The 23,715-nt window shown below is 56.0% G+C and carries 20 protein-coding genes, 3 tRNA genes and 3 rRNA genes; 17 read left to right on the top strand and 9 right to left on the bottom strand.

Going from position 1 to position 23,715, the window contains the following annotated elements; all coding sequences use genetic code 11:
- Positions 1-22: 22 nt before the first annotated feature.
- The 6 genes from accA (at position 23) to AFK66_RS15425 (ending at position 7,338) form a co-directional block, all read left to right on the top strand.
- Entirely contained in the window at positions 23-982 is a 960-nt protein-coding gene (gene accA / locus AFK66_RS15450; protein ID WP_004386121.1) for an acetyl-CoA carboxylase carboxyl transferase subunit alpha, read from the top strand.
- 163 nt (positions 983-1,145) lie between these two features.
- Complete coding sequence (locus tag AFK66_RS15445; protein ID WP_023899387.1) at positions 1,146-2,927, top strand: glycoside hydrolase family 19 protein; 1,782 nt, start codon at positions 1,146-1,148, stop codon at positions 2,925-2,927.
- A gap of 149 nt (positions 2,928-3,076) precedes the next feature.
- Entirely contained in the window at positions 3,077-5,215 is a 2,139-nt protein-coding gene (locus AFK66_RS15440; RefSeq protein WP_007776982.1) for a lysine decarboxylase LdcC, read from the top strand.
- 57 nt (positions 5,216-5,272) lie between these two features.
- Positions 5,273-5,662 (top strand): VOC family protein, encoded by a 390-nt coding sequence (locus tag AFK66_RS15435; protein WP_007697441.1) that lies wholly within the window; start codon positions 5,273-5,275, stop codon positions 5,660-5,662.
- A gap of 64 nt (positions 5,663-5,726) precedes the next feature.
- Positions 5,727-7,031 (top strand): tRNA lysidine(34) synthetase TilS, encoded by a 1,305-nt coding sequence (gene tilS, locus AFK66_RS15430; RefSeq protein WP_032967855.1) that lies wholly within the window; start codon positions 5,727-5,729, stop codon positions 7,029-7,031.
- Positions 7,024-7,338 (top strand): c-type cytochrome, encoded by a 315-nt coding sequence (locus AFK66_RS15425; RefSeq protein WP_007776986.1) that lies wholly within the window; start codon positions 7,024-7,026, stop codon positions 7,336-7,338. The genes tilS and AFK66_RS15425 overlap by 8 nt, the downstream gene beginning before the upstream one ends.
- A 47-nt stretch (positions 7,339-7,385) precedes the next feature.
- On the opposite strand, the gene rof is transcribed toward AFK66_RS15425, so the two are convergent.
- Positions 7,386-7,646 (bottom strand): Rho-binding antiterminator, encoded by a 261-nt coding sequence (gene rof / locus AFK66_RS15420; RefSeq protein ID WP_007776988.1) that lies wholly within the window; start codon positions 7,644-7,646, stop codon positions 7,386-7,388.
- Positions 7,633-7,833: a YaeP family protein gene (locus AFK66_RS15415; RefSeq protein WP_004385445.1), complete on the bottom strand. Its 201-nt coding sequence runs from the start codon at positions 7,831-7,833 to the stop codon at positions 7,633-7,635. Before AFK66_RS15415 ends, rof begins: the two co-directional genes overlap by 14 nt.
- 206 nt (positions 7,834-8,039) lie before the next feature.
- Between AFK66_RS15415 and AFK66_RS15410 the strand changes: the two genes are divergently transcribed.
- The 3 genes from AFK66_RS15410 to nlpE are packed head-to-tail and all read left to right on the top strand — an operon-like array spanning position 8,040 to position 9,730.
- Entirely contained in the window at positions 8,040-8,585 is a 546-nt protein-coding gene (locus AFK66_RS15410; RefSeq protein ID WP_007776990.1) for a YaeQ family protein, read from the top strand.
- Positions 8,582-9,004: an alternative ribosome rescue aminoacyl-tRNA hydrolase ArfB gene (gene arfB, locus AFK66_RS15405; RefSeq protein ID WP_007776993.1), complete on the top strand. Its 423-nt coding sequence runs from the start codon at positions 8,582-8,584 to the stop codon at positions 9,002-9,004. The genes AFK66_RS15410 and arfB overlap by 4 nt, the downstream gene beginning before the upstream one ends.
- 27 nt (positions 9,005-9,031) lie before the next feature.
- Complete coding sequence (gene nlpE / locus AFK66_RS15400; RefSeq protein ID WP_007776996.1) at positions 9,032-9,730, top strand: envelope stress response activation lipoprotein NlpE; 699 nt, start codon at positions 9,032-9,034, stop codon at positions 9,728-9,730.
- 69 nt (positions 9,731-9,799) lie between these two features.
- Here the strand turns inward: nlpE and proS are convergent, their stop codons facing one another.
- From proS to metN, 6 genes are all read right to left on the bottom strand, one after another.
- The gene (gene proS, locus AFK66_RS15395; RefSeq protein WP_032982949.1) at positions 9,800-11,518 is read right to left on the bottom strand and encodes a proline--tRNA ligase; all 1,719 of its coding nucleotides are present in this window, start codon (positions 11,516-11,518) and stop codon (positions 9,800-9,802) included.
- A 110-nt stretch (positions 11,519-11,628) separates the two neighbouring features.
- Positions 11,629-12,336, bottom strand: a complete 708-nt coding sequence (tsaA, locus tag AFK66_RS15390; protein WP_007777036.1) for a tRNA (N6-threonylcarbamoyladenosine(37)-N6)-methyltransferase TrmO — start codon at positions 12,334-12,336, stop codon at positions 11,629-11,631.
- Positions 12,333-12,737: an Rcs stress response system protein RcsF gene (gene rcsF, locus AFK66_RS15385; protein ID WP_007777038.1), complete on the bottom strand. Its 405-nt coding sequence runs from the start codon at positions 12,735-12,737 to the stop codon at positions 12,333-12,335. Before rcsF ends, tsaA begins: the two co-directional genes overlap by 4 nt.
- A gap of 112 nt (positions 12,738-12,849) precedes the next feature.
- On the bottom strand, positions 12,850-13,665 hold the full coding sequence (locus AFK66_RS15380) for a MetQ/NlpA family lipoprotein (protein ID WP_007697858.1): 816 nt from the start codon (positions 13,663-13,665) through the stop codon (positions 12,850-12,852).
- Positions 13,666-13,707: 42 nt separating this feature from the next.
- Positions 13,708-14,361 carry a methionine ABC transporter permease MetI gene (locus AFK66_RS15375; RefSeq protein ID WP_004385437.1) on the bottom strand — a complete coding sequence of 218 codons (654 nt, stop codon included), beginning with the start codon at positions 14,359-14,361 and terminating at the stop codon, positions 13,708-13,710.
- A complete protein-coding gene (gene metN, locus AFK66_RS15370; RefSeq protein ID WP_007777096.1) occupies positions 14,354-15,385 on the bottom strand; it encodes a methionine ABC transporter ATP-binding protein MetN in 1,032 nt (343 codons plus the stop codon). The genes AFK66_RS15375 and metN overlap by 8 nt, the downstream gene beginning before the upstream one ends.
- A 190-nt stretch (positions 15,386-15,575) precedes the next feature.
- On the opposite strand from metN, the gene gmhB reads away from it, so the two are divergent.
- From gmhB to dkgB, 8 genes are all read left to right on the top strand, one after another.
- On the top strand, positions 15,576-16,136 hold the full coding sequence (gmhB, locus tag AFK66_RS15365; protein ID WP_007777098.1) for a D-glycero-beta-D-manno-heptose 1,7-bisphosphate 7-phosphatase: 561 nt from the start codon (positions 15,576-15,578) through the stop codon (positions 16,134-16,136).
- Positions 16,137-16,517: 381 nt separating this feature from the next.
- Positions 16,518-18,059 (top strand): 16S ribosomal RNA (locus AFK66_RS15360).
- A 68-nt stretch (positions 18,060-18,127) separates the two neighbouring features.
- Positions 18,128-18,204 (top strand) — tRNA-Ile (locus AFK66_RS15355).
- 33 nt (positions 18,205-18,237) lie between these two features.
- Positions 18,238-18,313, top strand: a tRNA-Ala gene (locus AFK66_RS15350).
- A gap of 168 nt (positions 18,314-18,481) precedes the next feature.
- Positions 18,482-21,383 (top strand): 23S ribosomal RNA (locus tag AFK66_RS15345).
- A gap of 91 nt (positions 21,384-21,474) precedes the next feature.
- A 5S ribosomal RNA gene (gene rrf, locus AFK66_RS15340) occupies positions 21,475-21,590 on the top strand.
- Together the 16S, 23S and 5S rRNA genes with 3 tRNA genes alongside form the textbook arrangement of a ribosomal RNA operon.
- 54 nt (positions 21,591-21,644) lie before the next feature.
- Positions 21,645-21,721: transfer RNA gene (locus AFK66_RS15335), tRNA-Asp, on the top strand.
- Positions 21,722-21,872: 151 nt separating this feature from the next.
- On the top strand, positions 21,873-22,676 hold the full coding sequence (gene dkgB, locus AFK66_RS15330) for a 2,5-didehydrogluconate reductase DkgB (RefSeq protein WP_007777116.1): 804 nt from the start codon (positions 21,873-21,875) through the stop codon (positions 22,674-22,676).
- Between the two features lie 18 nt (positions 22,677-22,694).
- Here the strand turns inward: dkgB and yafC are convergent, their stop codons facing one another.
- Positions 22,695-23,582, bottom strand: coding sequence for a DNA-binding transcriptional regulator YafC (yafC, locus tag AFK66_RS15325; protein WP_007777119.1), 888 nt, complete (start codon positions 23,580-23,582; stop codon positions 22,695-22,697).
- Positions 23,583-23,715: the final 133 nt, after the last annotated feature.

Here is a 23,715-nt window from a genome sequence, read left to right as displayed (position 1 = left end):
GTTTGACTAATACAGGAATACTATGAGTCTGAATTTCCTTGATTTTGAACAGCCGATTGCAGAGCTGGAAGCGAAAATCGATTCCCTGACTGCGGTTAGCCGTCAGGATGAGAAACTGGATATTAACATCGACGAAGAAGTGCATCGTCTGCGTGAAAAAAGCGTAGAACTGACTCGCAAAATCTTTGCCGATCTCGGCGCATGGCAGATTGCCCAGCTGGCGCGTCATCCACAGCGTCCGTACACCCTGGATTATGTCCGCCTGGCGTTTGACGAATTTGACGAACTGGCAGGCGATCGCGCTTACGCTGACGACAAAGCTATCGTCGGCGGCATCGCGCGTCTGGATGGACGTCCGGTGATGATCATCGGCCACCAGAAAGGCCGTGAAACCAAAGAGAAAATCCGTCGTAACTTTGGTATGCCCGCCCCGGAAGGTTACCGTAAGGCGCTGCGCCTGATGGAAATGGCTGAGCGTTTCAACATGCCAATCATCACTTTCATCGACACCCCGGGCGCATATCCGGGCGTGGGCGCGGAAGAGCGCGGTCAGTCTGAGGCTATCGCCCGCAACCTGCGTGAAATGTCTCGCCTGAAAGTGCCGGTTATCTGCACCGTTATCGGTGAAGGCGGCTCCGGCGGCGCGCTGGCTATCGGCGTTGGCGATAAAGTGAATATGCTGCAATACAGCACCTATTCCGTTATCTCACCAGAAGGCTGTGCCTCCATTCTCTGGAAAAGCGCCGATAAAGCGCCGCTCGCGGCGGAAGCGATGGGCATCATCGCGCCGCGCCTGAAAGAGCTGAAGCTTATCGACAGCGTGATCCCGGAACCGCTGGGTGGCGCGCACCGCAACCCGGAAGCCATGGCGCAGTCGTTGAAAACACAGCTGCTGGCAGACCTCGCCGATCTCGACGTGCTGAGCAAAGACGATCTGCTCAACCGCCGCTATCAGCGTCTGATGAGCTACGGTTACGCCTGATAAACGGCAGATAAAAATCTCAATGAGGGTCGCGAAAGCGGCCCTTTTTTATGGCCGCGCGCCGCTGATGAAATGTGATTTTTGCAGTGATTTAACGTGAGATGACGCGTCTTTTTCCCTTTCTACACTCGCAGGTGATCCACAACCACAAGGGGACACCGGAATGGAAATAGCAAAAATCGCGGCGATTGGTGCCGCAGGGGTTCTTGCAGGCGCTCAGGCGCTGGCCGCGCCGCTGCTCAGCAGCAGTGCGCCTTACACCCTTAACGCCAGCGACCTCACGAAGAAAGAGCAGGAGCTGACCAATTTTCCACTGATGCAGTCGGTAAAAAACGCTATCCGCACGCTGGATAACGCGCAGGTCGAGCAGATTGCGCCGGGGCGCGCCGCGAACCCGGATAACGTCAAACGGGTCGAGAAAATCCTGAGCGCTCAGGACTGGGAGTATCTCTTTCCGCTACGCGCGCCGGAATACACCTATAACAACTTTCTGAAAGCCGTCGGCAAATTCCCGGCGGTATGCGGCAGCTACAGCGACGGACGCGACGCCGACGCCATCTGCCGCAAATCGCTCGCCACCATGTTTGCGCACTTCGCGCAGGAGACCGGCGGTCATGAGAGCTGGCGCGAGCAGCCGGAGTGGCGGCAGGCGCTGGTTTATCTGCGCGAAATGGGCTGGACCGAAGGACAAAAGGGCGGCTATAACGGCGAATGTAACCCGGACACCTGGCAGGGGCAGACCTGGCCCTGCGGTAAAGATAAAGACGGCGATTACATGAGTTATTTCGGGCGCGGCGCCAAGCAGCTCTCCTATAACTACAACTACGGGCCGTTCTCTGACGCCATGTATGGCGATGTCCGTCCGCTGCTTGATAAACCAGAAATGGTCGCCGATACCTGGCTGAATCTCGCCAGCGCGATCTTTTTCTTTGTTTATCCGCAGCCGCCTAAGCCCGGCATGCTGCATGTGATTGACGGCACCTGGGTGCCGAACGAACACGACAAAGAGAGCGGGCTGGTACCCGGTTTCGGCGTGACTATCCAGATAATCAACGGTGGTGTCGAGTGTGGCGGCGACGCGGAAAACGCCCAGTCGCTCAACCGTATCGCCTATTACAAAGAGTTTGCTAAATACCTGAAGGTGCCGGTCCCGGCGGATGAAGTGCTCGGCTGTAAGAAAATGAAGCAGTTTGACGCGGGTGGCGCAGGTGCGCTACCAATTTACTGGGAAATGGACTGGAGCTGGAGCACCACAACGCCGGACGGTCAGGCTTATGCCTGTCAGCTGGTGGGCTACCAGACGCCGTTCAGCGCGTTCAAAGAGGGGGATTACGCCAAATGCGTGCAGAACCACTTTAACGTGAACATCGTTAACGACGCCTCCGGCGGCACCACGCCCGCGCCGCAGCCTGCTCCTCAACCGCAGCCGCAGCCGCAGCCGCAACCGTCTCCGACGCCTTCCGCAAACGTCGCGCCCGTAGCGCGCATCAGCGGTCCGGTGGGCGCGGTTGACGCGGGCAGCAAAGTCTCGCTGAGCGCGACGGGCTCCAGTGATGCGAACGGCGATGCGCTGACCTACACCTGGATGGCGCAAACCGGGCAGACGCTGAGCGGCAAAGATAAGAGCGTGGTAACTTTCAACGTACCAGAGAGCGCCAGCGACGCGCAGTACACCATCAGCCTGAAAGTGGACGACGGTAAACTGAGCGACACCACCAGCTATATCCTCAACGTGAAAGCGAAAGCCAAAACGCCGGACGCAGGCCCGGTAAGTTATCCGTCGTGGACCGCCAGCCAGAGCTGGAAGCCAGGCGATATTGTGCTCAACCAGGGCGCGCTCTACCAGTGCAAACCGTTCCCGGCAGGCGGCTGGTGCAGCGTAGCGCCGGCCTACTATGAGCCAGGCGCTGGCCTTAACTGGCAGGATGCCTGGGACGCGCTGTAACGGTAAAAAGCCAGCCTGCGGGCTGGCTTTATTCGTTTATTACCCCGGGAAGGCAAAAGGTCTGATTCCAGGTTTTTTGCCTTCTCGCCCGTCGTTCCGCTTCGCTCAACTATGCTTACCAGACGGTTTTTTTTGCCAGGGGGTAAGCAGTGAATATCATCGCCATCATGGGGCCGCACGGCGTTTTCTATAAAGACGAGCCGATGAAAGAGTTGCAGGCGGCGCTCCAGCAGCAGGGCTTTCAGCTAATCTGGCCGAAAAACAGCAACGATCTGCTGAAGTTTATCGAGCACAATCCGCGTATTTGCGGGGTCATTTTCGACTGGGATGAGTACAGTCTCGATTTATGTTGCGAAATCAATCAGCTTAACGAATATCTGCCGCTTTATGCCTTTATTAATACGCACTCGACACTGGATGTCAGCGCCAACGAGATGCGCATGGCGCTCTGGTTTTTCGAGTATTCGCTGGGCATTGCCGACGACATCGCGACGCGCATTCGCCAGTACACCCAGGAGTATCTCGACAACATCACGCCGCCCTTTACCAAAGCGCTGTTTACCTATGTGAAAGAGGGCAAATATACGTTCTGCACGCCAGGCCATATGGGCGGCACGGCGTATCAGAAAAGCCCGGTCGGCTGCCTGTTTTATGATTTTTTTGGCGGCAATACGCTAAAGGCGGATGTCTCGATCTCCGTCACCGAGTTGGGATCGCTGCTCGATCACACCGGGCCGCATCTGGAGGCGGAAGAGTATATCGCCCGCACTTTCGGGGCCGAGCAGAGCTATATGGTGACTAACGGCACGTCCACGTCGAATAAAATCATCGGGATGTACGCCGCGCACGCCGGCAGCACGGTGCTTATCGATCGCAACTGCCATAAGTCGCTGACGCATCTGCTGATGATGAGCGATATTGTGCCGCTGTGGCTCAAGCCCACGCGTAATGCGCTCGGTATTCTGGGCGGCATTCCGAAGCGGGAATTTACCCGTGAGTCGATCGCCCAAAAAGTGGCGCAGACGCCGGACGCCAGCTGGCCGGTCCATGCGGTTATCACCAATTCCACCTACGACGGGTTGCTGTATAACACCAACTGGATCAAGCAGACGCTGGACGTTCCCTCGATCCACTTCGATTCCGCGTGGGTGCCCTACACCCATTTTCATCCGATCTACAAAGGCAAGAGCGGCATGAGCGGCGAGCGCGTGCCCGGTAAAGTGTTCTTTGAAACCCAGTCGACCCACAAAATGCTGGCGGCGCTGTCGCAGGCGTCGCTGATCCACATTAAAGGCGACTATGACGAAGAGACGTTCAACGAAGCCTACATGATGCACACCACCACCTCGCCGAGCTATCCGCTGGTGGCGTCCATTGAAACCGCCGCGGCGATGCTGCGTGGCAATCCGGGCCGCCGTTTAATCAACCGCTCGGTGGAGCGCGCGCTGCATTTTCGCAAGGAGGTGCAGCGTCTTCGTGAGGAGAGTGACAGCTGGTTCTTTGATATCTGGCAGCCGGCGGAGATTGGCGAAGCGGACTGCTGGCCGATTACGCCCGGCGACGACTGGCACGGTTTTACGCATGCCGACCGCGATCATATGTATCTCGATCCGGTAAAGGTCACGATCCTGACGCCGGGCATGGACGCGCAGGGCAATATGGAGAAAGAGGGTATTCCTGCGGCGCTGGTCGCGAAGTTTCTTGACGAGCGCGGCGTGGTGGTCGAGAAAACCGGCCCGTACAACTTGTTGTTCCTGTTTAGTATCGGCATCGATAAGACCCGCGCGATGGGCCTGCTGCGTGGCCTGACGGAGTTTAAGCGCGCGTACGATCTCAACCTGCGGGTGAAAAATATACTGCCCGATCTCTGGGCGGAAGATCCCGATTTCTACCGCAATATGCGCGTGCAGGAGTTGGCACAGGGGATCCACAAACTTATCCAGCAGCACGATCTGCCGGATCTGATGCTGCGGGCGTTTGACGTGCTGCCGGAGATGAAAATGACGCCGCATGAGATGTATCAGCAGCAGGTGAAGGGTAATGTCGAAACGGTGGAGATCGAAAAGCTGATCGGGCGCGTGTCCGCCAATATGATCCTGCCGTATCCGCCTGGCGTGCCGCTGGTGATGCCCGGCGAGATGATCACCGAGGAGTCGCGCGCGGTGCTCGATTTCCTGCTTATGCTCTGCTCCATCGGCAGGCACTATCCCGGCTTTGAAACGGATATCCACGGCGCGAAGTGCGGCGAAGATGGCGTCTATAGGGTACGTGTCCTAAAAAGCGAGTAACCCCTTGTTTTGCCGCATGAGGCTCAGTAACGTGCCAGACAATCATAAGGAGGGATTATGCTGGGTTTAAAACAGATTCACCATATCGCCATTATCGCGACGGACTATCACCGCAGCAAAGCGTTCTACTGCGATACGCTGGGCTTCACCCTGCAATCGGAGGTCTACCGGGAGGCGCGCGATTCCTGGAAGGGCGATCTGGCGCTGAACGGGCAATACGTGATCGAGCTCTTTTCGTTTCCGTTTCCGCCCGCGCGGCCGAGCCGCCCGGAAGCCTGCGGTTTGCGCCATCTCGCGTTCAGCGTGGACGATGTCGACAGGGCGGTGGCGTTTCTGGAAAGCCGCGGCGTGACGTGCGAGGCGGTACGCGTGGATCCGCTCACCGGCAAGCGCTTTACGTTCTTCAACGATCCGGATGGCCTGCCGCTCGAACTCTACCAGCAGTAACGCTTGCTCCCGACGCCATTGCCCGGTAAGTTGCCCGGCAATGGCCTTTCTTTATTCCGACACAATGGATACTTCTCTGCTTTCAGCCCTGCGGGGCCGACGCCAGCTGCTGGTGGCTTACAGCGGCGGGCTGGATTCAACGGTATTGCTCCACCAGCTGGTGCGGCTGCGCGAGGCGCACCCTGAACTGCGCCTGCGCGCCATTCACGTTCATCATGGTATCAGCCCGAACGCCGACCGCTGGGCGGCGCACTGTCAGGCCCTCTGTTACCGCTGGCAGGTGCCGTTTGAGCTGGCGTACGTGGAGCTGGCGCAGGACGGGCTGGGCCTTGAGGCGCAGGCGCGCAAAGCGCGCTACCAGGCGTTTGCAGCCGCCCTTCTGCCGGGTGAAGCGCTGGTGACGGCGCAGCATCTCGACGACCAGTGCGAAACCCTGCTGCTGGCGCTCAAGCGCGGCAGCGGCCCGGCGGGGCTGGCGGCGATGCCTGCCGAACTGCCGTTTGCGGGCAGCGTTCTTCTGCGCCCGCTGCTGAACACGCCGCGCGCTCAACTGGAGGCGTGGGGCTCTCGTCACCAGCTTGTGTGGATCGACGATGAAAGCAACCAGGACGATCGCTTCGAACGCAACTTTTTACGCCTGCGCATTCTGCCTGCGCTGGAAGCGCGCTGGCCGCATTTCACTGAGGCGGCAGCGCGCAGCGCGCAGCTTTGTGGCGAACAGGAGCAACTGCTGGATGAACTGCTGGCGCCGGAGCTTGCCGCGCTGATGGACGGCAAAACGCTCGCGATCGCGCCGCTTGAAACCATGAGCGCGCTGAAACGCGCCGCGCTGCTGCGCCGCTGGCTGGCCGCGCTGAACGCGCCGATGCCTTCGCGCGCCACGCTGCAACGGATCTGGGATGAAGTGGCCCAAAGCCGTGAAGATGCCGCGCCGCGCCTGAAATGCGGCGACTATGAAGCGCGGCGTTATCAGGGGCGGCTGTGGTGGGTGAGAGCACGGCAGGGGCAGCGCCAGACGGTGCTTGCCTGGCCCGATCCGCACGTGGCTTTACCTCTGCCGGCGGCGCTCGGCTGGTTACAATTTGGCGAAGCAGGCGACGCCGTGCGACCGCCGCACCCCGGCGAAACGGTCTCAGTGCGCTTCAGCGCGTCGGGGATGTTGTATATTGTCGGGCGCGAGCGCGGACGCACGCTGAAAAAACTCTGGCAGGAACTGCAGGTGCCGCCCTGGCAGCGCGAGATAACGCCAATCTTGTTTTATGATGAGCAACCCATCTGCGCGCCCGGCCTGTTCATTACCCGTGAAGGCCAGGCGCAGAACGAACCGGGCTGGAGGCTGGCCTGGCACAAGGAGCATAACGATGATTAAACATGGCATGTTACTGGCGAGCCTGATGGCGTTAAGCGTGACGGCGCAGGCCAAAGGCGACGCGGCGGCGGGCGAAGAGAAAGCAGTCATGTGCGTCGCCTGCCACGGCGCGTCCGGCAAAGCCAGCGCGCCGATTTATCCGAATCTCGGCGGGCAAAATGAGGCGTATCTTGAACATGCGCTTCAGGCGTACAAAAAAGGCGAGCGCAGTGGCGGGCAGGCGGAAATCATGAAAGCGTACGTGAGTGGGCTGTCGGATGAAGATATCGCGAATCTGGCGGCTTACTACGCCGGGCAGAAGCCCTGAAAAAAAACGGGCAGCCGGCAGGGCTGCCCGTCAGGGTGGAACGCGCGTCAGGATTCGCTGACGACCACCGTACCGATTTGTGGATGGCTGAAGCTCGCAATTTTGTCGAGACGTACTTCGCGTACGGCACCGGCTTCATCGGCAATCAAATATTCGACGTTTTTGCGCGTAACCAGATCCTGCGCTTTGGCCTTCATGACCTCGCCGCTTTTGAGTTCCAGCGTCAGTAATAAGTGATGCTGGCAGGCGAGCTCGAGGTTGTCATAGTCATCGCAGTTGATGGGTTGATAGGCATCATTCATTGACATAATCGCTCACCAGTAAGTTCGCGGCAGCATACGCCGCCTGTTCCCTGACCGACTCCGAGAGGGCTTCATCAGAGGCCACCTCATTCAGAGCCCTTAATACGCAGCCCAGCGCGTCGGGAATGTACCCCAGTTCGCCGCTGGCTATCTGCGAATAGCGCTGTCGTATTAATTCACAATATTTATCCACATGCCCTCCTGTCAGAGCCTGACGACAGACTTCACCGCGGGATGCAAGTCTAAGCCTACGTAGTTAAACTCTGTTTAGCAAGGTGACTATACCATAGTCATCAGAGCCATAGCGCAGGCTCTCGCGGCGTTACCGCGCTGCGCTTGAAGCGGCAGCCAGCCGACGCGTATTACGCTACAATACCCCCCAACTTTTCAGGGGGCCTTATGGCGTTAAAAGCAACCATTTATAAAGCGGCGGTCAATGTGGCCGACCTCGACCGGCAGCAGTTTCTCGATATCAACCTGACGCTGGCGCGCCATCCTTCGGAAACGCAGGAGCGGATGATGCTGCGCCTGCTGGCCTGGATGATGTACGCCGACGAGCGGTTGCAGTTTACCCGCGGCCTGTGCGCCGACGACGAGCCGGAGATCTGGCTGCGTAACGATCATCTCGGCATCGATCTCTGGATTGAGCTTGGGCTGCCGGAAGAGCGTCGCCTCAAGAAGGCGGTGAGCCAGTCGCAGCAGGTGGCGCTGTTTACCTATAATGATCGCGCTGCGCAAATCTGGTGGCAGCAGAATCAGGACAAACTGCGGCAGTATAAAAACCTGACTATCTGGTATATCAACGATGAACAGCTCGCACAGCTGAGCGCGCTGGCGCAGAGAACCATGACGTTACAGGCCACGTTGCAGGAAGGCGTTATCTGGCTGTCCGGCGCAGAGCAAAACCTGGAGCTTCACCCGACCGTCTGGCAAGCTCTGGCATGATTACGTTTTCACGAAGCGTGGCGGTGCCCGATGAGGAGGTGACGTTCAGCGCCATCCGGGCGCAGGGCGCGGGTGGGCAGCATGTGAATAAAAGCTCTACGGCCATTCATCTGCGGTTTGATATCAACGCCTCCAGTTTGCCGGACGAGTGGAAAGCGCGCCTGCTGGCGGCGAGTCATCATCTGATCACCGCCGAGGGTGTGGTGATTATCAAGGCGCAGGAGTATCGCAGCCAGGAGATGAACCGCGAGGCGGCGCTGGCGCGTCTTGTGATGCTGGTACGGGAACTTACCGCCACGCAAAAGCGTCGAAAGGAGACTCGCCCGACGCGCGCCTCGAAAGTGCGACGCCTGGAGGCGAAAACCCATAAATCTGCCACTAAAGCCCTGCGGGGAAAAGTGCGCGGTATGCCGGATTAAAAGCACCACGAACAATAAGGAAATACGGTGAAAAAAATCATATTTTGTGCAGCGGCGGCATTAAGCCTGTTTACGCTGTTTGGCTGTAACAACCGGGCAGAAATGCAGACCTTAGCGCCGACCAGCGCTGCGGAGCTGAAACCGATGCAGCAGAGCTGGAAAGGCGTGCTGCCATGCGCCGATTGCGAAGGCATCGAGACTGCGCTGTTTTTAGAGAAAGACGGCACCTGGGTGATGAATCAACGCTATCTGGGCGCGAAAGGGCAGGCGGTGTTCGCCTCTTACGGCACCTGGGCGCGTACCGCTGATAAGCTGGTGCTCACTGACAGCGAGGGCGAGAAAACCTATTTCCGCGCGCGCGGCGAGGCGCTGGAGATGCTTGATCGGGAAGGCAACCCGATTGAGTCGTCGCTAAATTACCGGCTCGATCCGGTGAGCGATCCGCTGCCGAAAACGCCCATGACCATGACGGGGATGTACCAGCACCAGGCAAATGCCGCCACCTTTACCGACTGCGCCACCGGGCGCGAGACGGGGGTAGCGAATCATGCCGTGCTGGCGCATGACTATCAAAGCGCGGGTGGCGTAAGCCAGAAACCGGTGCTGCTGGTGGTGGAAGCGCACTTTACCATGACGGTCAACCCGGCGAGCGGTACGGTGCAAAAGCGTCTGGTCGCCGATCGTAAAGTGGCGTTTAAGCCCGGCAAAGATTGCGACCACCCGTAACGGAGACAGGTAAACGGATAAGAAAAAGGCCCTCTATTGAGGGCCTTTTTAATGCAATGTGGGGAGCGCTTAGCGCTTCACATTCGCGACCAGGTAATCGAGGATGTCACCGGTTTTGATCATCTTCTTCTCGCCATCGCGACGGTATTTGTATTCAATCTCGTCGTTGTCGAGGTTACGATCGCCAATCACCACGGTGTGCGGAATGCCGATAAGCTCCATATCCGCAAACATCACGCCCGGACGCTCTTTACGGTCATCCATCAGCACATCGATGCCTTTGGCGCGCAGCTCAGCGTAGAGTTTCTCTGCCAGCTCCTGCACGCGGAAGGATTTGTGCATGTTCATCGGCAGAATCGCGACCTGGAACGGCGCGATGGCGTCCGGCCAGACGATACCGCGCTCGTCATGGTTCTGCTCAATCGCCGCCGCCACCACGCGCGTTACGCCGATGCCGTAGCAGCCCATCGTCAGCACCTGATTACGGCCATCTTCGCCCTGTACGGAGGCTTTCAGCGCGTCGGAGTATTTAGTGCCAAGCTGGAAAATATGGCCCACTTCGATGCCACGTTTGATAAGCAGCGTGCCCTGACCATCCGGGCTTGGATCGCCGGCTACCACGTTACGGATATCCGCAACCTGCGGGGTCGCCACGTCGCGATCCCAGTTGATGCCGAAGTAATGTTTACCGTCAATGTTCGCGCCTGCGGCGAAATCGCTCATCGCGGCCACGCTGCGGTCAATCACGACCGGCACCGGCATATTCACCGGGCCAAGCGAACCCGGACCGGCGTTAACGGCGGCGCGGATTTCGGCTTCGGTTGCAAACGTCAGCGGGCTGGCGACCTGCGTCAGTTTTTCAGCTTTCACTTCGTTCAGTTCGTGGTCGCCGCGCACCAGCAGCGCTACCAGCGGGAACTCGCTGCCTTCAGCCGCTTTCACCAGCAGCGTTTTCACGGTTTTCTCAACTGGCAGGTTGAACTGCTCAACCAGCTCGGCGATGGTTTTCGCGTTCGGCGTATCGACCAGCGTCATCTCCTGGGTTGCCGCCGCGCGCGGGGTCAGCGGGGCGACCGCTTCGGCGAGCTCAATGTTAGCCGCGAAGTCAGAAGAGTCAGAGAAGACGATATCGTCTTCGCCGCTCTGCGCCAGCACCTGGAATTCGTGCGACGCGCTGCCGCCAATCGAGCCGGTATCTGCCTGCACCGGGCGGAAATCCAGCCCCATGCGGGTGAAGATTTTGCTGTAGGCCTCATACATCGCGTCGTAGGTCTGTTGCAGCGATTCCTGCGTTGTATGGAAAGAGTAGGCGTCTTTCATCAGGAACTCGCGCGAGCGCATTACGCCGAAACGCGGGCGCACTTCGTCACGGAATTTGGTCTGGATCTGATAGAAGTTCAGCGGCAACTGTTTATAGGAGCTCAGTTCGTTGCGGATCAGATCGGTGATAACCTCTTCGTGCGTCGGGCCGAGCACAAACGCGCGATCGCCGCGATCGACAAAACGCAGCAGTTCCGGACCGTACTGTTCCCAGCGGCCGCTCTCCTGCCACAGTTCAGCGGGCTGAACCACTGGCATCGACACCTCGATAGCACCGGCGTTGTTCATCTCTTCACGCACGATATTTTCGACTTTTTTCAGGACGCGCAGGCCGGTTGGCAGCCAGGTGTATAACCCGGAGGCCAGCTTGCGGATCATCCCGGCGCGCAGCATCAGCTGGTGGCTGATGACCTCCGCGTCGGCAGGTGTCTCCTTCAGAGTGGAGAGCAGATATTGGCTAGTACGCATGTTGTTACGGTTCCGTTTGAACGTGTGAATTCAGGCACTCTAAAGCCTGACACAAAAAAGTGGTTTAGTGTACCAGTGAGAATGGGTCGCCAAAAGAGAGGCTATGGAAATTAACGCGGCTCCAGGGCATAGACCTCAAAGCCCTGCGGCGTTACCCGCCAGCGGACATTGAAATCGAGCAACCAGACGGCGTAGCTCTTGCCGGTTTCTTCCTCTTTACGGTAAGCCGGACGCGGATCCTGGGCGAGCACTTCACAGATGAACTGACCAAGCCGGGGGTAGCGTTTCTCAAGAGACGGCAGGGCCTGCGCAATCTCATCAGTAAAGGTGACGGATACCGCCGCCTCCGGTGCTTCCCTTGCATAGCCCGCGCGCGCATCGGGCAGCGCTTCGGCGAAAGGCAAATAGGGTTTGATATCGATGACCGGCGTGCCGTCCACCAGATCCAGCCCGCCGAGCGTCAGGATCACGCGGTCTTTTTCGCAGCGGATGCCCTGAAGTTCAACCAGCGACATGCCGACGGGGTTCGGGCGAAAGGTAGAACGCGTGGCGAAAACGCCCATTCTGGCGTTGCCGCCAAGGCGTGGCGGGCGCACGGTGGGCCGCCAGCCGCCTTCCATCGTCTGATGAAAAACAAATACGACCCAGATATGGCTAAACGCCTCCAGCCCGCGTACGGCATCAGGCTGATTATACGGCGCGATTAAATGCAGCTCGCCGCGCGCGCTGTTCACCAGTCCTGGCTGGCGCGGCACGGCGAATTTTTCTTTATAAGGCGAGCGGATGACGCCGATTTGCTCAAACGCAAAAGTCGTCATTTGGTCGGAACGCTAAGGGCTGACCCTAAGCAAACGGCCTGGCGGTAGCAGCCCGGCGTGCCGCTGGTCACTTCACAGCTGTGCAGCAGAACGGCGTTCGCTTTCATTTTTGAGGCGTTAATCTGCAGGCGCTTACGGGCCGTCGGGATATTCGGCGGAGAGTCCTGGTTAGTGGCCTGGCAGGATTCGCCACTCACTTCGCCCAGATCGCGGAAGGGTTTACCAACCAGATCGGCTGCGTTGGTATAGATTTTTACAGGAGCGGGGCGAACCGTTTTCTGGCGAACTGGCTCGGATTTTTGCGGCGACGCGGTGCTTTGAACAGGTTCTACGGGGGATCTGCTTAGCACGGAACAGCCGCTCAGGATGAACGCTAAAAGGCAGATCGGTAAAGCACGCATAATAATTCCTCGTCGGTGATAAAAACGTGGCTTATTGAATCAGGAGCTTGCAGAAATAACAAGACGGGCTTAAGCCCGTCCTGAAATTATAACCATCAGCAATCAAAGCGGCTTACCAGCCTTTGACGGCGCCGCCGTTGAAGACTTTGTTCGCGGCTTCATTCACTTCGTCAGACTGGTAAGCCTGAACGAATTTCTTCACGTTTTCCGCGTCTTTATTATCTTCGCGGGTCACGATCATGTTTACGTACGGGGAGTCTTTGTCTTCCACAAAGATGCCGTCTTTTGCTGGCGTCAGGTTGATCTGGCTGGCGTAGGTGGTGTTGATTACCGCCAGTGCAATCTGGTCATCATCCAGTGAGCGCGGCAGCTGCGGCGCTTCCAGTTCGACAATCTTCAGGTTTTTCGGGTTTTCGGTGATATCCAGCACGGTCGGCAGCAAGCCGATATCGTCTTTCAGCTTGATAAGGCCGACTTTCTGCAGCAGCAGCAGGGAACGGCCAAGGTTGGTCGGATCGTTCGGCACGGCAACCTGCGCGCCCGGTTGCAGCTCATCCAGCGATTTGATTTTGCGGGAGTAACCGGCGATCGGGTAAACGAAGGTGTTGCCCACGGAAACCAGCTTGTAGCCGCGGTCTTTGATCTGCTGATCCAGATACGGTTTGTGCTGGAAGGCGTTCGCGTCGATGTCGCCTTTGCTCAGCGCTTCGTTCGGCAGCACGTAATCGTTAAAGGTCACCAGTTCGACATCGAGACCATATTTCTCTTTGGCGACTTTTTTGGCGACTTCAGCAACCTGCTGTTCCGCACCCACAATCACGCCCACTTTAATATGGTTCGGATCTTTTTCTTCCTGACCGCAACCTGCCAGGGCCAGCGTGCCGAGAAGGGCGCCTACTGCCGCAAAGGTTTTAAACTTGAAAGACATAACCATTCCTTAACTAAAAGTATATTGATGTTGTGTGTAACGTTACTTGTGAGTGACAGCCCGGACGATACGATCGCCTGAGAACTGAATTAAATACACCAGTACGACCAGTAACACTAATACGGTATTCATCACGGTCGCGTTATAGCCGATGTAACCGTACTGATAACCGATCTGGCCCAGACCGCCTGCGCCGACCGCGCCGCCCATAGCGGAATAGCCGACAAGCGTAATCAGCGTGATTGTAGCGGCGTTCACCAGGCCCGGCAGGGCTTCAGGCAGCAGCACCTTGCGAACGATCTGCATCGGCGTAGCGCCCATCGCGCGTGAAGCTTCAATAAGACCCGACGGGATCTCCAGCAGGGCGTTTTCCACCATACGCGCGATAAACGGCGCGGCACCGACGGTCAGCGGCACGATAGCGGCCTGCAGGCCAATGGAAGTGCCGACGATGGCGCGGGTAAACGGGATCATCCATACCAGTAAGATAATAAAAGGAATGGAACGGAAGATATTCACCAGCGCGGAGAGAATGCGATAGAGCTTCGCATTTTCGATAATCTGTCCCGGACGCGTTACGTACAGCAGCACGCCAACCGGCAGGCCAATAACAAAACCAAAAAAGCCGGAAACAAAAGTCATCGCCAGCGTTTCCCAGATGCCGCGCACCAGTAACCACATCATTGCTTCAGACATAACCCAGAACCTCTACTTTTACATGATGTTGTTGCAGGTAAGCGATGGCCGCTTGCGTTTCTTCCTGTGTGCCGTGCATTTCCGTAAGCATGATGCCGAACTTCACGCCGCCGGCGTAATCCATCTGCGCGCTGATAATGTTGTTGTTCACGTTATAACGGCGTGCGGTCTCGGAGAGGAGCGGCGCGTCAACCGACTGGCCGGTGAATTCAAGGCGCAGCAGCGGTACGCGGTTATCATCAGATTGCGAGTTAAGACGCAGGGCGTAATCTTCCGGGATATCCAGATGCAGCGTGGACTGAATAAACTGCTGGGCCAGCGGCGTTTTCGGATGCGAGAACACTTCGCTGACGCTGTCCTGTTCGATAAGCTCGCCGTTACTGATCACCGCAACGCAGTCACAGATACGCTTCACGACATCCATTTCATGCGTGATGAGCAGAATAGTCAGGCCCAGGCGACGGTTGATGTCTTTTAACAATTCCAGAATCGAGCGGGTGGTGGCAGGGTCGAGCGCGCTGGTGGCTTCATCGCACAGCAGCACTTTCGGGTTGCTGGCAAGCGCACGAGCGATCGCCACGCGCTGCTTCTGACCGCCAGAGAGGTTTGCAGGGTAGGCGTCCTGCTTTTCGCTCAGGCCAACCAGGTCCAGTAGTTCAGTCACGCGGCGTTTGATTTCGTCACGCGGCGTGTTATCCAGCTCCAGCGGGAGGGCGATGTTACCAAAAACGGTACGTGAGGCCAGCAGATTAAAATGCTGGAAAATCATGCCAATCTGGCGACGGGCTTTGGTCAGCTCTGATTCAGAAAGCGCGGTCAGCTCCTGACCGCCAACCAGCACGCTGCCCTGGGTGGGGCGCTCAAGCAGGTTAACGCAGCGGATGAGCGTACTTTTACCGGCGCCCGAGGCGCCAATCACGCCATAAATCTGTCCGGCCGGGACATGCAGGCTGACATTATTTAGCGCCTGAATGGTGCGGTTTCCCTGCTGGAACACTTTGGTGATATTCGACAGTTTGATCATCTGGTTGTTTATTATCTTATAGGAGTTAGCCGTGGCATTTTGTTCTGCCTTATACGGGCGATGGCCGTAAACAGAATGGATGTTAAGGCATCCAGACGTCTAAATCAATCTGACTGTCTGCAATGAGCGCTTTCTCCGCCCAGGAATCATGCGATACTAGGCGGCATTATTTAAGGCAGGAGTTTTTCAGGTGGCTAAATCTGTACCGGCAATTTTTCTCGACCGCGACGGCACTATTAATATCGATCACGGTTATGTCTCTGAGATTGACCGCTTCGAGTTTATTGATGGCGTTATCGATGCGATGCGCGAACTTAAAGCGATGGGCTTTGCGCTGGTGCTGGTGACCAATCAGTCCGGCATCGCGCGGGGTAAGTTTACCGAGGCGCAGTTTGAGCAACTGACCGAATGGATGGACTGGTCGCTGGCTGACCGCGGCGTCGACCTCGACGGCATCTATTACTGTCCGCACCACCCGGAAGGGGCAGTGGAGGAGTTTCGCCAGAACTGTGACTGCCGCAAGCCGCAGCCGGGCATGTTAATCTCCGCGCGCGATTTTCTGCACATCGATATGGGCGCTTCTTATATGGTGGGCGATAAATTAGAAGATATGCAGGCGGGCGCCGCTGCGGGTGTTGGTACAAAAGTGCTGGTGCGAACCGGCAAACCTGTGACGTCAGAAGCAGAAGCGGCCGCCGATTGGGTGTTAAATAGCCTCGCTGCATTGCCGGAAGCTATCAAAAAGCGCTAAAAACGAGCGCAATGATGAAAAGGTGAGCGGTCGTGATTTTTTTTAAGTTTTCCGCTTGCCATTACTTCTGAGCTCCCTATAATGCGCCTCCATCGACACGGCGCTGATGAGAAACATCCCACAGCGACGGTAAGTCGGAAAGAGAAAAATCCTGAAATTAAGGGTTGACTCTGAAAGAGGAAAGCGTAATATACGCCACCTCGCGACAGCAGGCTGAAGGCCGCGTCGCACTGCTCTTTAACAATTTATCAGACAATCTGTGTGGGCACTCGGGGCACTGATATCTTAACGTCTACGGACGATAAACGAATATCAAGTCTCAAGTGAACAACAGTTAATTCATTACGAACTAACAGTTTAATTCTTTGAGCATCAGACTTTTAATTGAAGAGTTTGATCATGGCTCAGATTGAACGCTGGCGGCAGGCCTAACACATGCAAGTCGAACGGTAACAGGGAGCAGCTTGCTGCTCTGCTGACGAGTGGCGGACGGGTGAGTAATGTCTGGGAAACTGCCTGATGGAGGGGGATAACTACTGGAAACGGTAGCTAATACCGCATAACGTCTTCGGACCAAAGTGGGGGACCTTCGGGCCTCATGCCATCAGATGTGCCCAGATGGGATTAGCTAGTAGGTGGGGTAACGGCTCACCTAGGCGACGATCCCTAGCTGGTCTGAGAGGATGACCAGCCACACTGGAACTGAGACACGGTCCAGACTCCTACGGGAGGCAGCAGTGGGGAATATTGCACAATGGGCGCAAGCCTGATGCAGCCATGCCGCGTGTATGAAGAAGGCCTTCGGGTTGTAAAGTACTTTCAGCGGGGAGGAAGGCGTTGTGGTTAATAACCACAGCGATTGACGTTACCCGCAGAAGAAGCACCGGCTAACTCCGTGCCAGCAGCCGCGGTAATACGGAGGGTGCAAGCGTTAATCGGAATTACTGGGCGTAAAGCGCACGCAGGCGGTTGATTAAGTCAGATGTGAAATCCCCGGGCTCAACCTGGGAACTGCATTTGAAACTGGTCAGCTTGAGTCTCGTAGAGGGGGGTAGAATTCCAGGTGTAGCGGTGAAATGCGTAGAGATCTGGAGGAATACCGGTGGCGAAGGCGGCCCCCTGGACGAAGACTGACGCTCAGGTGCGAAAGCGTGGGGAGCAAACAGGATTAGATACCCTGGTAGTCCACGCCGTAAACGATGTCGACTTGGAGGTTGTGCCCTTGAGGCGTGGCTTCCGGAGCTAACGCGTTAAGTCGACCGCCTGGGGAGTACGGCCGCAAGGTTAAAACTCAAATGAATTGACGGGGGCCCGCACAAGCGGTGGAGCATGTGGTTTAATTCGATGCAACGCGAAGAACCTTACCTGGTCTTGACATCCAGAGAATCCTGCAGAGATGCGGGAGTGCCTTCGGGAACTCTGAGACAGGTGCTGCATGGCTGTCGTCAGCTCGTGTTGTGAAATGTTGGGTTAAGTCCCGCAACGAGCGCAACCCTTATCCTTTGTTGCCAGCGGTTCGGCCGGGAACTCAAAGGAGACTGCCGGTGATAAACCGGAGGAAGGTGGGGATGACGTCAAGTCATCATGGCCCTTACGACCAGGGCTACACACGTGCTACAATGGCGCATACAAAGAGAAGCGACCTCGCGAGAGCAAGCGGACCTCATAAAGTGCGTCGTAGTCCGGATTGGAGTCTGCAACTCGACTCCATGAAGTCGGAATCGCTAGTAATCGTGGATCAGAATGCCACGGTGAATACGTTCCCGGGCCTTGTACACACCGCCCGTCACACCATGGGAGTGGGTTGCAAAAGAAGTAGGTAGCTTAACCTTCGGGAGGGCGCTTACCACTTTGTGATTCATGACTGGGGTGAAGTCGTAACAAGGTAACCGTAGGGGAACCTGCGGTTGGATCACCTCCTTACCTGAAAGATACAACCTCGCGTGCTCACACAGATTGTCTGATAGAAAGTAAAGAAGCAAAACCTCTACAGGCTTGTAGCTCAGGTGGTTAGAGCGCACCCCTGATAAGGGTGAGGTCGGTGGTTCAAGTCCACTCAGGCCTACCAACTCCACAGGAGTTGAAGAGGTTTAACTACGATGGGGCTATAGCTCAGCTGGGAGAGCGCCTGCTTTGCACGCAGGAGGTCTGCGGTTCGATCCCGCATAGCTCCACCATCACTTCAGAGTGTACTCAACGAGTATACTGCGAAGTATTTGCTCTTTAACAATCCGGAACAAGCTGAAAATTGAAACAGACATGCTGTTGCATTTCTCCGTAATAAGGAATGCACGGTGTGTCAGAGTCTCTCAAACTCGCAGCACGAAGACTTCTTCGGGTTGTGAGGTTAAGCGAACAAGCGTACACGGTGGATGCCCTGGCAGTCAGAGGCGATGAAGGACGTGCTAATCTGCGAAAAGCGCCGGTAAGGTGATATGAACCGTTATAACCGGCGATGTCCGAATGGGGAAACCCGGTGCACTTCGGTGCATCATCGTTAGCTGAATACATAGGCTAACGAAGCGAACCGGGGGAACTGAAACATCTAAGTACCCCGAGGAAAAGAAATCAACCGAGATTCCCCCAGTAGCGGCGAGCGAACGGGGAACAGCCCAGAGCCTGAATCAGCTTGTGTGTCAGTGGAACGGTCTGGAAAGGCCGGCGATACAGGGTGACAGCCCCGTACACGAAGGCACACAGGCTGTGAGCTCGATGAGTAGGGCGGGACACGTGATATCCTGTCTGAAGATGGGGGGACCATCCTCCAAGGCTAAATACTCCTGACTGACCGATAGTGAACCAGTACCGTGAGGGAAAGGCGAAAAGAACCCCGGCGAGGGGAGTGAAACAGAACCTGAAACCGTGTACGTACAAGCAGTGGGAGCCTTCGTAAGAGGGTGACTGCGTACCTTTTGTATAATGGGTCAGCGACTTATATTCTGTAGCAAGGTTAACCGTATAGGGGAGCCGAAGGGAAACCGAGTCTTAACCGGGCGTTAAGTTGCAGGGTATAGACCCGAAACCCGGTGATCTAGCCATGGGCAGGTTGAAGGTTGGGTAACACTAACTGGAGGACCGAACCGACTAATGTTGAAAAATTAGCGGATGACCTGTGGCTGGGGGTGAAAGGCCAATCAAACCGGGAGATAGCTGGTTCTCCCCGAAAGCTATTTAGGTAGCGCCTCGTGAACTCATCTCCGGGGGTAGAGCACTGTTTCGGCTAGGGGGCCATCCCGGCTTACCAACCCGATGCAAACTGCGAATACCGGAGAATGTTATCACGGGAGACACACGGCGGGTGCTAACGTCCGTCGTGAAGAGGGAAACAACCCAGACCGCCAGCTAAGGTCCCAAAGTCATGGTTAAGTGGGAAACGATGTGGGAAGGCCCAGACAGCCAGGATGTTGGCTTAGAAGCAGCCATCATTTAAAGAAAGCGTAATAGCTCACTGGTCGAGTCGGCCTGCGCGGAAGATGTAACGGGGCTAAACCATGCACCGAAGCTGCGGCAGCGACACTATGTGTTGTTGGGTAGGGGAGCGTTCTGTAAGCCTGCGAAGGTGTGCTGTGAGGCATGCTGGAGGTATCAGAAGTGCGAATGCTGACATAAGTAACGATAAAGCGGGTGAAAAGCCCGCTCGCCGGAAGACCAAGGGTTCCTGTCCAACGTTAATCGGGGCAGGGTGAGTCGACCCCTAAGGCGAGGCCGAAAGGCGTAGTCGATGGGAAACAGGTTAATATTCCTGTACTTGGTGTTACTGCGAAGGGGGGACGGAGAAGGCTATGTCAGCCGGGCGACGGTCGTCCCGGTTTAAGCGTGTAGGCTGACTTTCCAGGCAAATCCGGAAAGTTAAGGCTGAGGCGTGATGACGAGGCACCACGGTGCTGAAGTGACAAATGCCCTGCTTCCAGGAAAAGCCTCTAAGCATCAGGTAACATCAAATCGTACCCCAAACCGACACAGGTGGTCAGGTAGAGAATACCAAGGCGCTTGAGAGAACTCGGGTGAAGGAACTAGGCAAAATGGTGCCGTAACTTCGGGAGAAGGCACGCTGACATGTAGGTGAAGCCCCTGCGGGTGGAGCTGAAGTCAGTCGAAGATACCAGCTGGCTGCAACTGTTTATTAAAAACACAGCACTGTGCAAACACGAAAGTGGACGTATACGGTGTGACGCCTGCCCGGTGCCGGAAGGTTAATTGATGGGGTTATCGCAAGAGAAGCTCCTGATCGAAGCCCCGGTAAACGGCGGCCGTAACTATAACGGTCCTAAGGTAGCGAAATTCCTTGTCGGGTAAGTTCCGACCTGCACGAATGGCGTAATGATGGCCAGGCTGTCTCCACCCGAGACTCAGTGAAATTGAACTCGCTGTGAAGATGCAGTGTACCCGCGGCAAGACGGAAAGACCCCGTGAACCTTTACTACAGCTTGACACTGAACATTGAGCCTTGATGTGTAGGATAGGTGGGAGGCTTTGAAGCGTGGACGCCAGTCTGCGTGGAGCCAACCTTGAAATACCACCCTTTAATGTTTGATGTTCTAACCTGGCGCCGTGATCCGGCGTGGGGACAGTGTCTGGTGGGTAGTTTGACTGGGGCGGTCTCCTCCCAAAGTGTAACGGAGGAGCACGAAGGTCAGCTAATCCTGGTCGGACATCAGGAGGTTAGTGCAATGGCATAAGCTGGCTTGACTGCGAGAGTGACGGCTCGAGCAGGTGCGAAAGCAGGTCATAGTGATCCGGTGGTTCTGTATGGAAGGGCCATCGCTCAACGGATAAAAGGTACTCCGGGGATAACAGGCTGATACCGCCCAAGAGTTCATATCGACGGCGGTGTTTGGCACCTCGATGTCGGCTCATCACATCCTGGGGCTGAAGTAGGTCCCAAGGGTATGGCTGTTCGCCATTTAAAGTGGTACGCGAGCTGGGTTTAGAACGTCGTGAGACAGTTCGGTCCCTATCTGCCGTGGGCGCTGGAGAATTGAGGGGGGCTGCTCCCAGTACGAGAGGACCGGAGTGGACGCATCACTGGTGTTCGGGTTGTCATGCCAATGGCACTGCCCGGTAGCTAAATGCGGAAGAGATAAGTGCTGAAAGCATCTAAGCACGAAACTTGCCCCGAGATGAGTTCTCCCTGAGACTATAAGTCTCCTGAAGGAACGTTGAAGACGACGACGTTGATAGGCCGGGTGTGTAAGCGCAGCGATGCGTTGAGCTAACCGGTACTAATGAACCGTGAGGCTTAACCTTACAACGCCAAAGAAGTCTGGCGTGTTGAGAGAGATATTCAGCTTGTGACGGATAAACGTTCATGGCGAAGGCGGTGAACGGACAGAATTTGCCTGGCGGCTGTAGCGCGGTGGTCCCACCTGACCCCATGCCGAACTCAGAAGTGAAACGCCGTAGCGCCGATGGTAGTGTGGGGCCTCCCCATGCGAGAGTAGGGAACTGCCAGGCATCAAATTAAGCAGTAAGCCGGAACGATAATCCGGTGGTGTGAAGAAATTCGGTGGAGCGGTAGTTCAGTCGGTTAGAATACCTGCCTGTCACGCAGGGGGTCGCGGGTTCGAGTCCCGTCCGTTCCGCCACTTATTAAGAATCCCTGAGTATTTACTCAGGGTTTTTTTTCGTCTGTACATTAATCATTGCCTTTTTAGCAAAAAACTCCTGCTGTTGTTGCCCTTTTTTACCTTAATTATTCCTCTCATAATCCTTTCATATTCATAAGAGAGGTAAAGTATGACAGTTCCTGCATTCGGTTTAGGTACATTCCGTCTTAAAGACGACGTTGTCATCGCATCGATAAAAGATGCTCTTGAATTGGGCTATCGCGCCATCGACACCGCACAGATTTATGATAACGAAGCGGCGGTGGGGCAGGCGATTAAAGAAAGCGGCGTCGCACGCGATGAGCTATATATCACCACCAAAATTTGGACCGAGAATCTGCGCAAAGATCGCCTGATCGTAAGTCTGAAAGAAAGCCTACAGAAATTGAGGACAGATTACGTCGATCTCACGCTGATTCACTGGCCTTCACCAGGAGGTACCGTCAGCGTTAAAGAATCCCTCGAGGCGCTGCTTGAAGCCAAAGCACAGGGCCTGACGCGTGAGATTGGTATCTCTAACTTTACGATTGCGCTGATGCAGCAGGCTATCGATGCCGTTGGCGTCGATAATATCGCGACCAACCAGATTGAGCTGTCGCCTTATCTGCAAAATTGTAAGGTTGTTGAATGGGCGCAGGCGCGCGGAATTCACATCACTTCCTATATGACGCTTGCCTATGGCAATGCGCTTAAGGATGAAACGATTATCAGAATCGCACAGAAGCATAATGCCACGCCTGCGCAGGTCATCCTCAGTTGGGCGATGGCACTGGGCTATTCAGTGATCCCTTCTTCAACGAAGCGCCAGAATTTAAAAAGTAATCTGGGCGCTTTAACGTTGACGCTGGATGCTGATGATATGAAGGCCATCGCTGCGCTGGAGCGCAACGAGCGCCTGGTAAGTCCCGATGGGCTGGCACCAGACTGGGATTGAAGATAGCCCCTGTTGGGGCTATTTTTTTATCCATTCACTCAGAAAATCAATAAAGGTTCTGATGCGTGTACTAACGGCACGATCGCTGTAATAAACCGCGCTGAAGGGCATTTCTACCGGCAGCCGATACTCCGCCAGTAGCTCGACCAGTTCTCCCTGTTCAATCTCTTTATCGATCATAAAGTCAGACAAGCACGCGATCCCATTACCGGTGAGGCACAGTTGCTTGAGCGTTTCGCCGCTGTTCGAGGTCATTCCCGGCGTAGTTTCCAGTAACTGACCATCTTCACAGGCGACAGGCCAGGTGTTGAGGGAAACGGGCTCGGTAAAGCCCAGACAGACATGATCTTTAAGATCGCATATCGTCGCGGGCACCCCATAACGCTCAAGGTAATCTGGTGCGGCCACGATTTTCCGGTAACTGGTAAAAAGCGGCCTTGCACGCAGGCTGGAATCCGTCAGCGTACCTGCGCGGATGGCCACGTCTACCTTGCGCTCAATGAGGTTTATAAAGGTTTCCGAAGAGACCAGCGAGAGCGTGACGTCTGGGTAGCGCTCCCGAAAGGGCTTAATCATAGGCATCAGCAAATGCAGAATCACAGGCGTTGCCGCGTCTATCCGTAACAGGCCGCGCGGCGTCTGACGGCTCTCCATCAGCTCGGTTTCAGCTGCCGCCATCTCCTGTAACACCTGCTGGATGCGGCGAAAATATCGCTCGCCTTCCTCTGTCAGACTCAGCTGGCGCGTCGTGCGGTTCAGTAAACTGACGCCAAGTTTCATCTCAAGCTTCTTTACTGCGCGACTGACCGCTGAATTCGCGAGGTTGAGCTGCTCTGCCGCCCGGCTAAAACTCCCGCTTTCCACCACGGCGACAAAAATAATCAGTTCATCAGAAGAAGCTTTCATTGTTGCTCCACAAGCAAAATTAGAAAGATAATTTAGACGATTTTGTCATTTAACCACAGCGATTTACAGCATGTTATTTATGAAGCCATACGATGAAACACAGGACAAAACCCATGCGCGGCTTTCATCCCGC

This window comes from Cronobacter malonaticus LMG 23826 (assembly GCF_001277215.2).
In the GTDB taxonomy this organism is placed as follows: domain Bacteria; phylum Pseudomonadota; class Gammaproteobacteria; order Enterobacterales; family Enterobacteriaceae; genus Cronobacter; species Cronobacter malonaticus.
This window is presented reverse-complemented; position numbering and strand designations above follow the sequence as displayed.

What these genes read in the sequence shown, in the direction of transcription:
- tsaA (WP_007777036.1), bottom strand. Translation starts at nt 12,336, where the DNA reads ATGACGACTTTTGCGTTTGAGCAAATCGGCGTCATCCGCTCGCCTTAT.
- AFK66_RS15435 (WP_007697441.1), top strand. Translation starts at nt 5,273, where the DNA reads ATGCTGGGTTTAAAACAGATTCACCATATCGCCATTATCGCGACGGAC.
- AFK66_RS15410 (WP_007776990.1), top strand. Translation starts at nt 8,040, where the DNA reads ATGGCGTTAAAAGCAACCATTTATAAAGCGGCGGTCAATGTGGCCGAC.
- dkgB (WP_007777116.1), top strand. Translation starts at nt 21,873, where the DNA reads ATGACAGTTCCTGCATTCGGTTTAGGTACATTCCGTCTTAAAGACGAC.
- yafC (WP_007777119.1), bottom strand. Translation starts at nt 23,582, where the DNA reads ATGAAAGCTTCTTCTGATGAACTGATTATTTTTGTCGCCGTGGTGGAA.
- metN (WP_007777096.1), bottom strand. Translation starts at nt 15,385, where the DNA reads ATGATCAAACTGTCGAATATCACCAAAGTGTTCCAGCAGGGAAACCGC.
- proS (WP_032982949.1), bottom strand. Translation starts at nt 11,518, where the DNA reads ATGCGTACTAGCCAATATCTGCTCTCCACTCTGAAGGAGACACCTGCC.
- AFK66_RS15375 (WP_004385437.1), bottom strand. Translation starts at nt 14,361, where the DNA reads ATGTCTGAAGCAATGATGTGGTTACTGGTGCGCGGCATCTGGGAAACG.
- rof (WP_007776988.1), bottom strand. Translation starts at nt 7,646, where the DNA reads ATGTCAATGAATGATGCCTATCAACCCATCAACTGCGATGACTATGAC.
- AFK66_RS15425 (WP_007776986.1), top strand. Translation starts at nt 7,024, where the DNA reads ATGATTAAACATGGCATGTTACTGGCGAGCCTGATGGCGTTAAGCGTG.
- rcsF (WP_007777038.1), bottom strand. Translation starts at nt 12,737, where the DNA reads ATGCGTGCTTTACCGATCTGCCTTTTAGCGTTCATCCTGAGCGGCTGT.
- arfB (WP_007776993.1), top strand. Translation starts at nt 8,582, where the DNA reads ATGATTACGTTTTCACGAAGCGTGGCGGTGCCCGATGAGGAGGTGACG.
- AFK66_RS15380 (WP_007697858.1), bottom strand. Translation starts at nt 13,665, where the DNA reads ATGTCTTTCAAGTTTAAAACCTTTGCGGCAGTAGGCGCCCTTCTCGGC.
- accA (WP_004386121.1), top strand. Translation starts at nt 23, where the DNA reads ATGAGTCTGAATTTCCTTGATTTTGAACAGCCGATTGCAGAGCTGGAA.
- tilS (WP_032967855.1), top strand. Translation starts at nt 5,727, where the DNA reads ATGGATACTTCTCTGCTTTCAGCCCTGCGGGGCCGACGCCAGCTGCTG.
- AFK66_RS15445 (WP_023899387.1), top strand. Translation starts at nt 1,146, where the DNA reads ATGGAAATAGCAAAAATCGCGGCGATTGGTGCCGCAGGGGTTCTTGCA.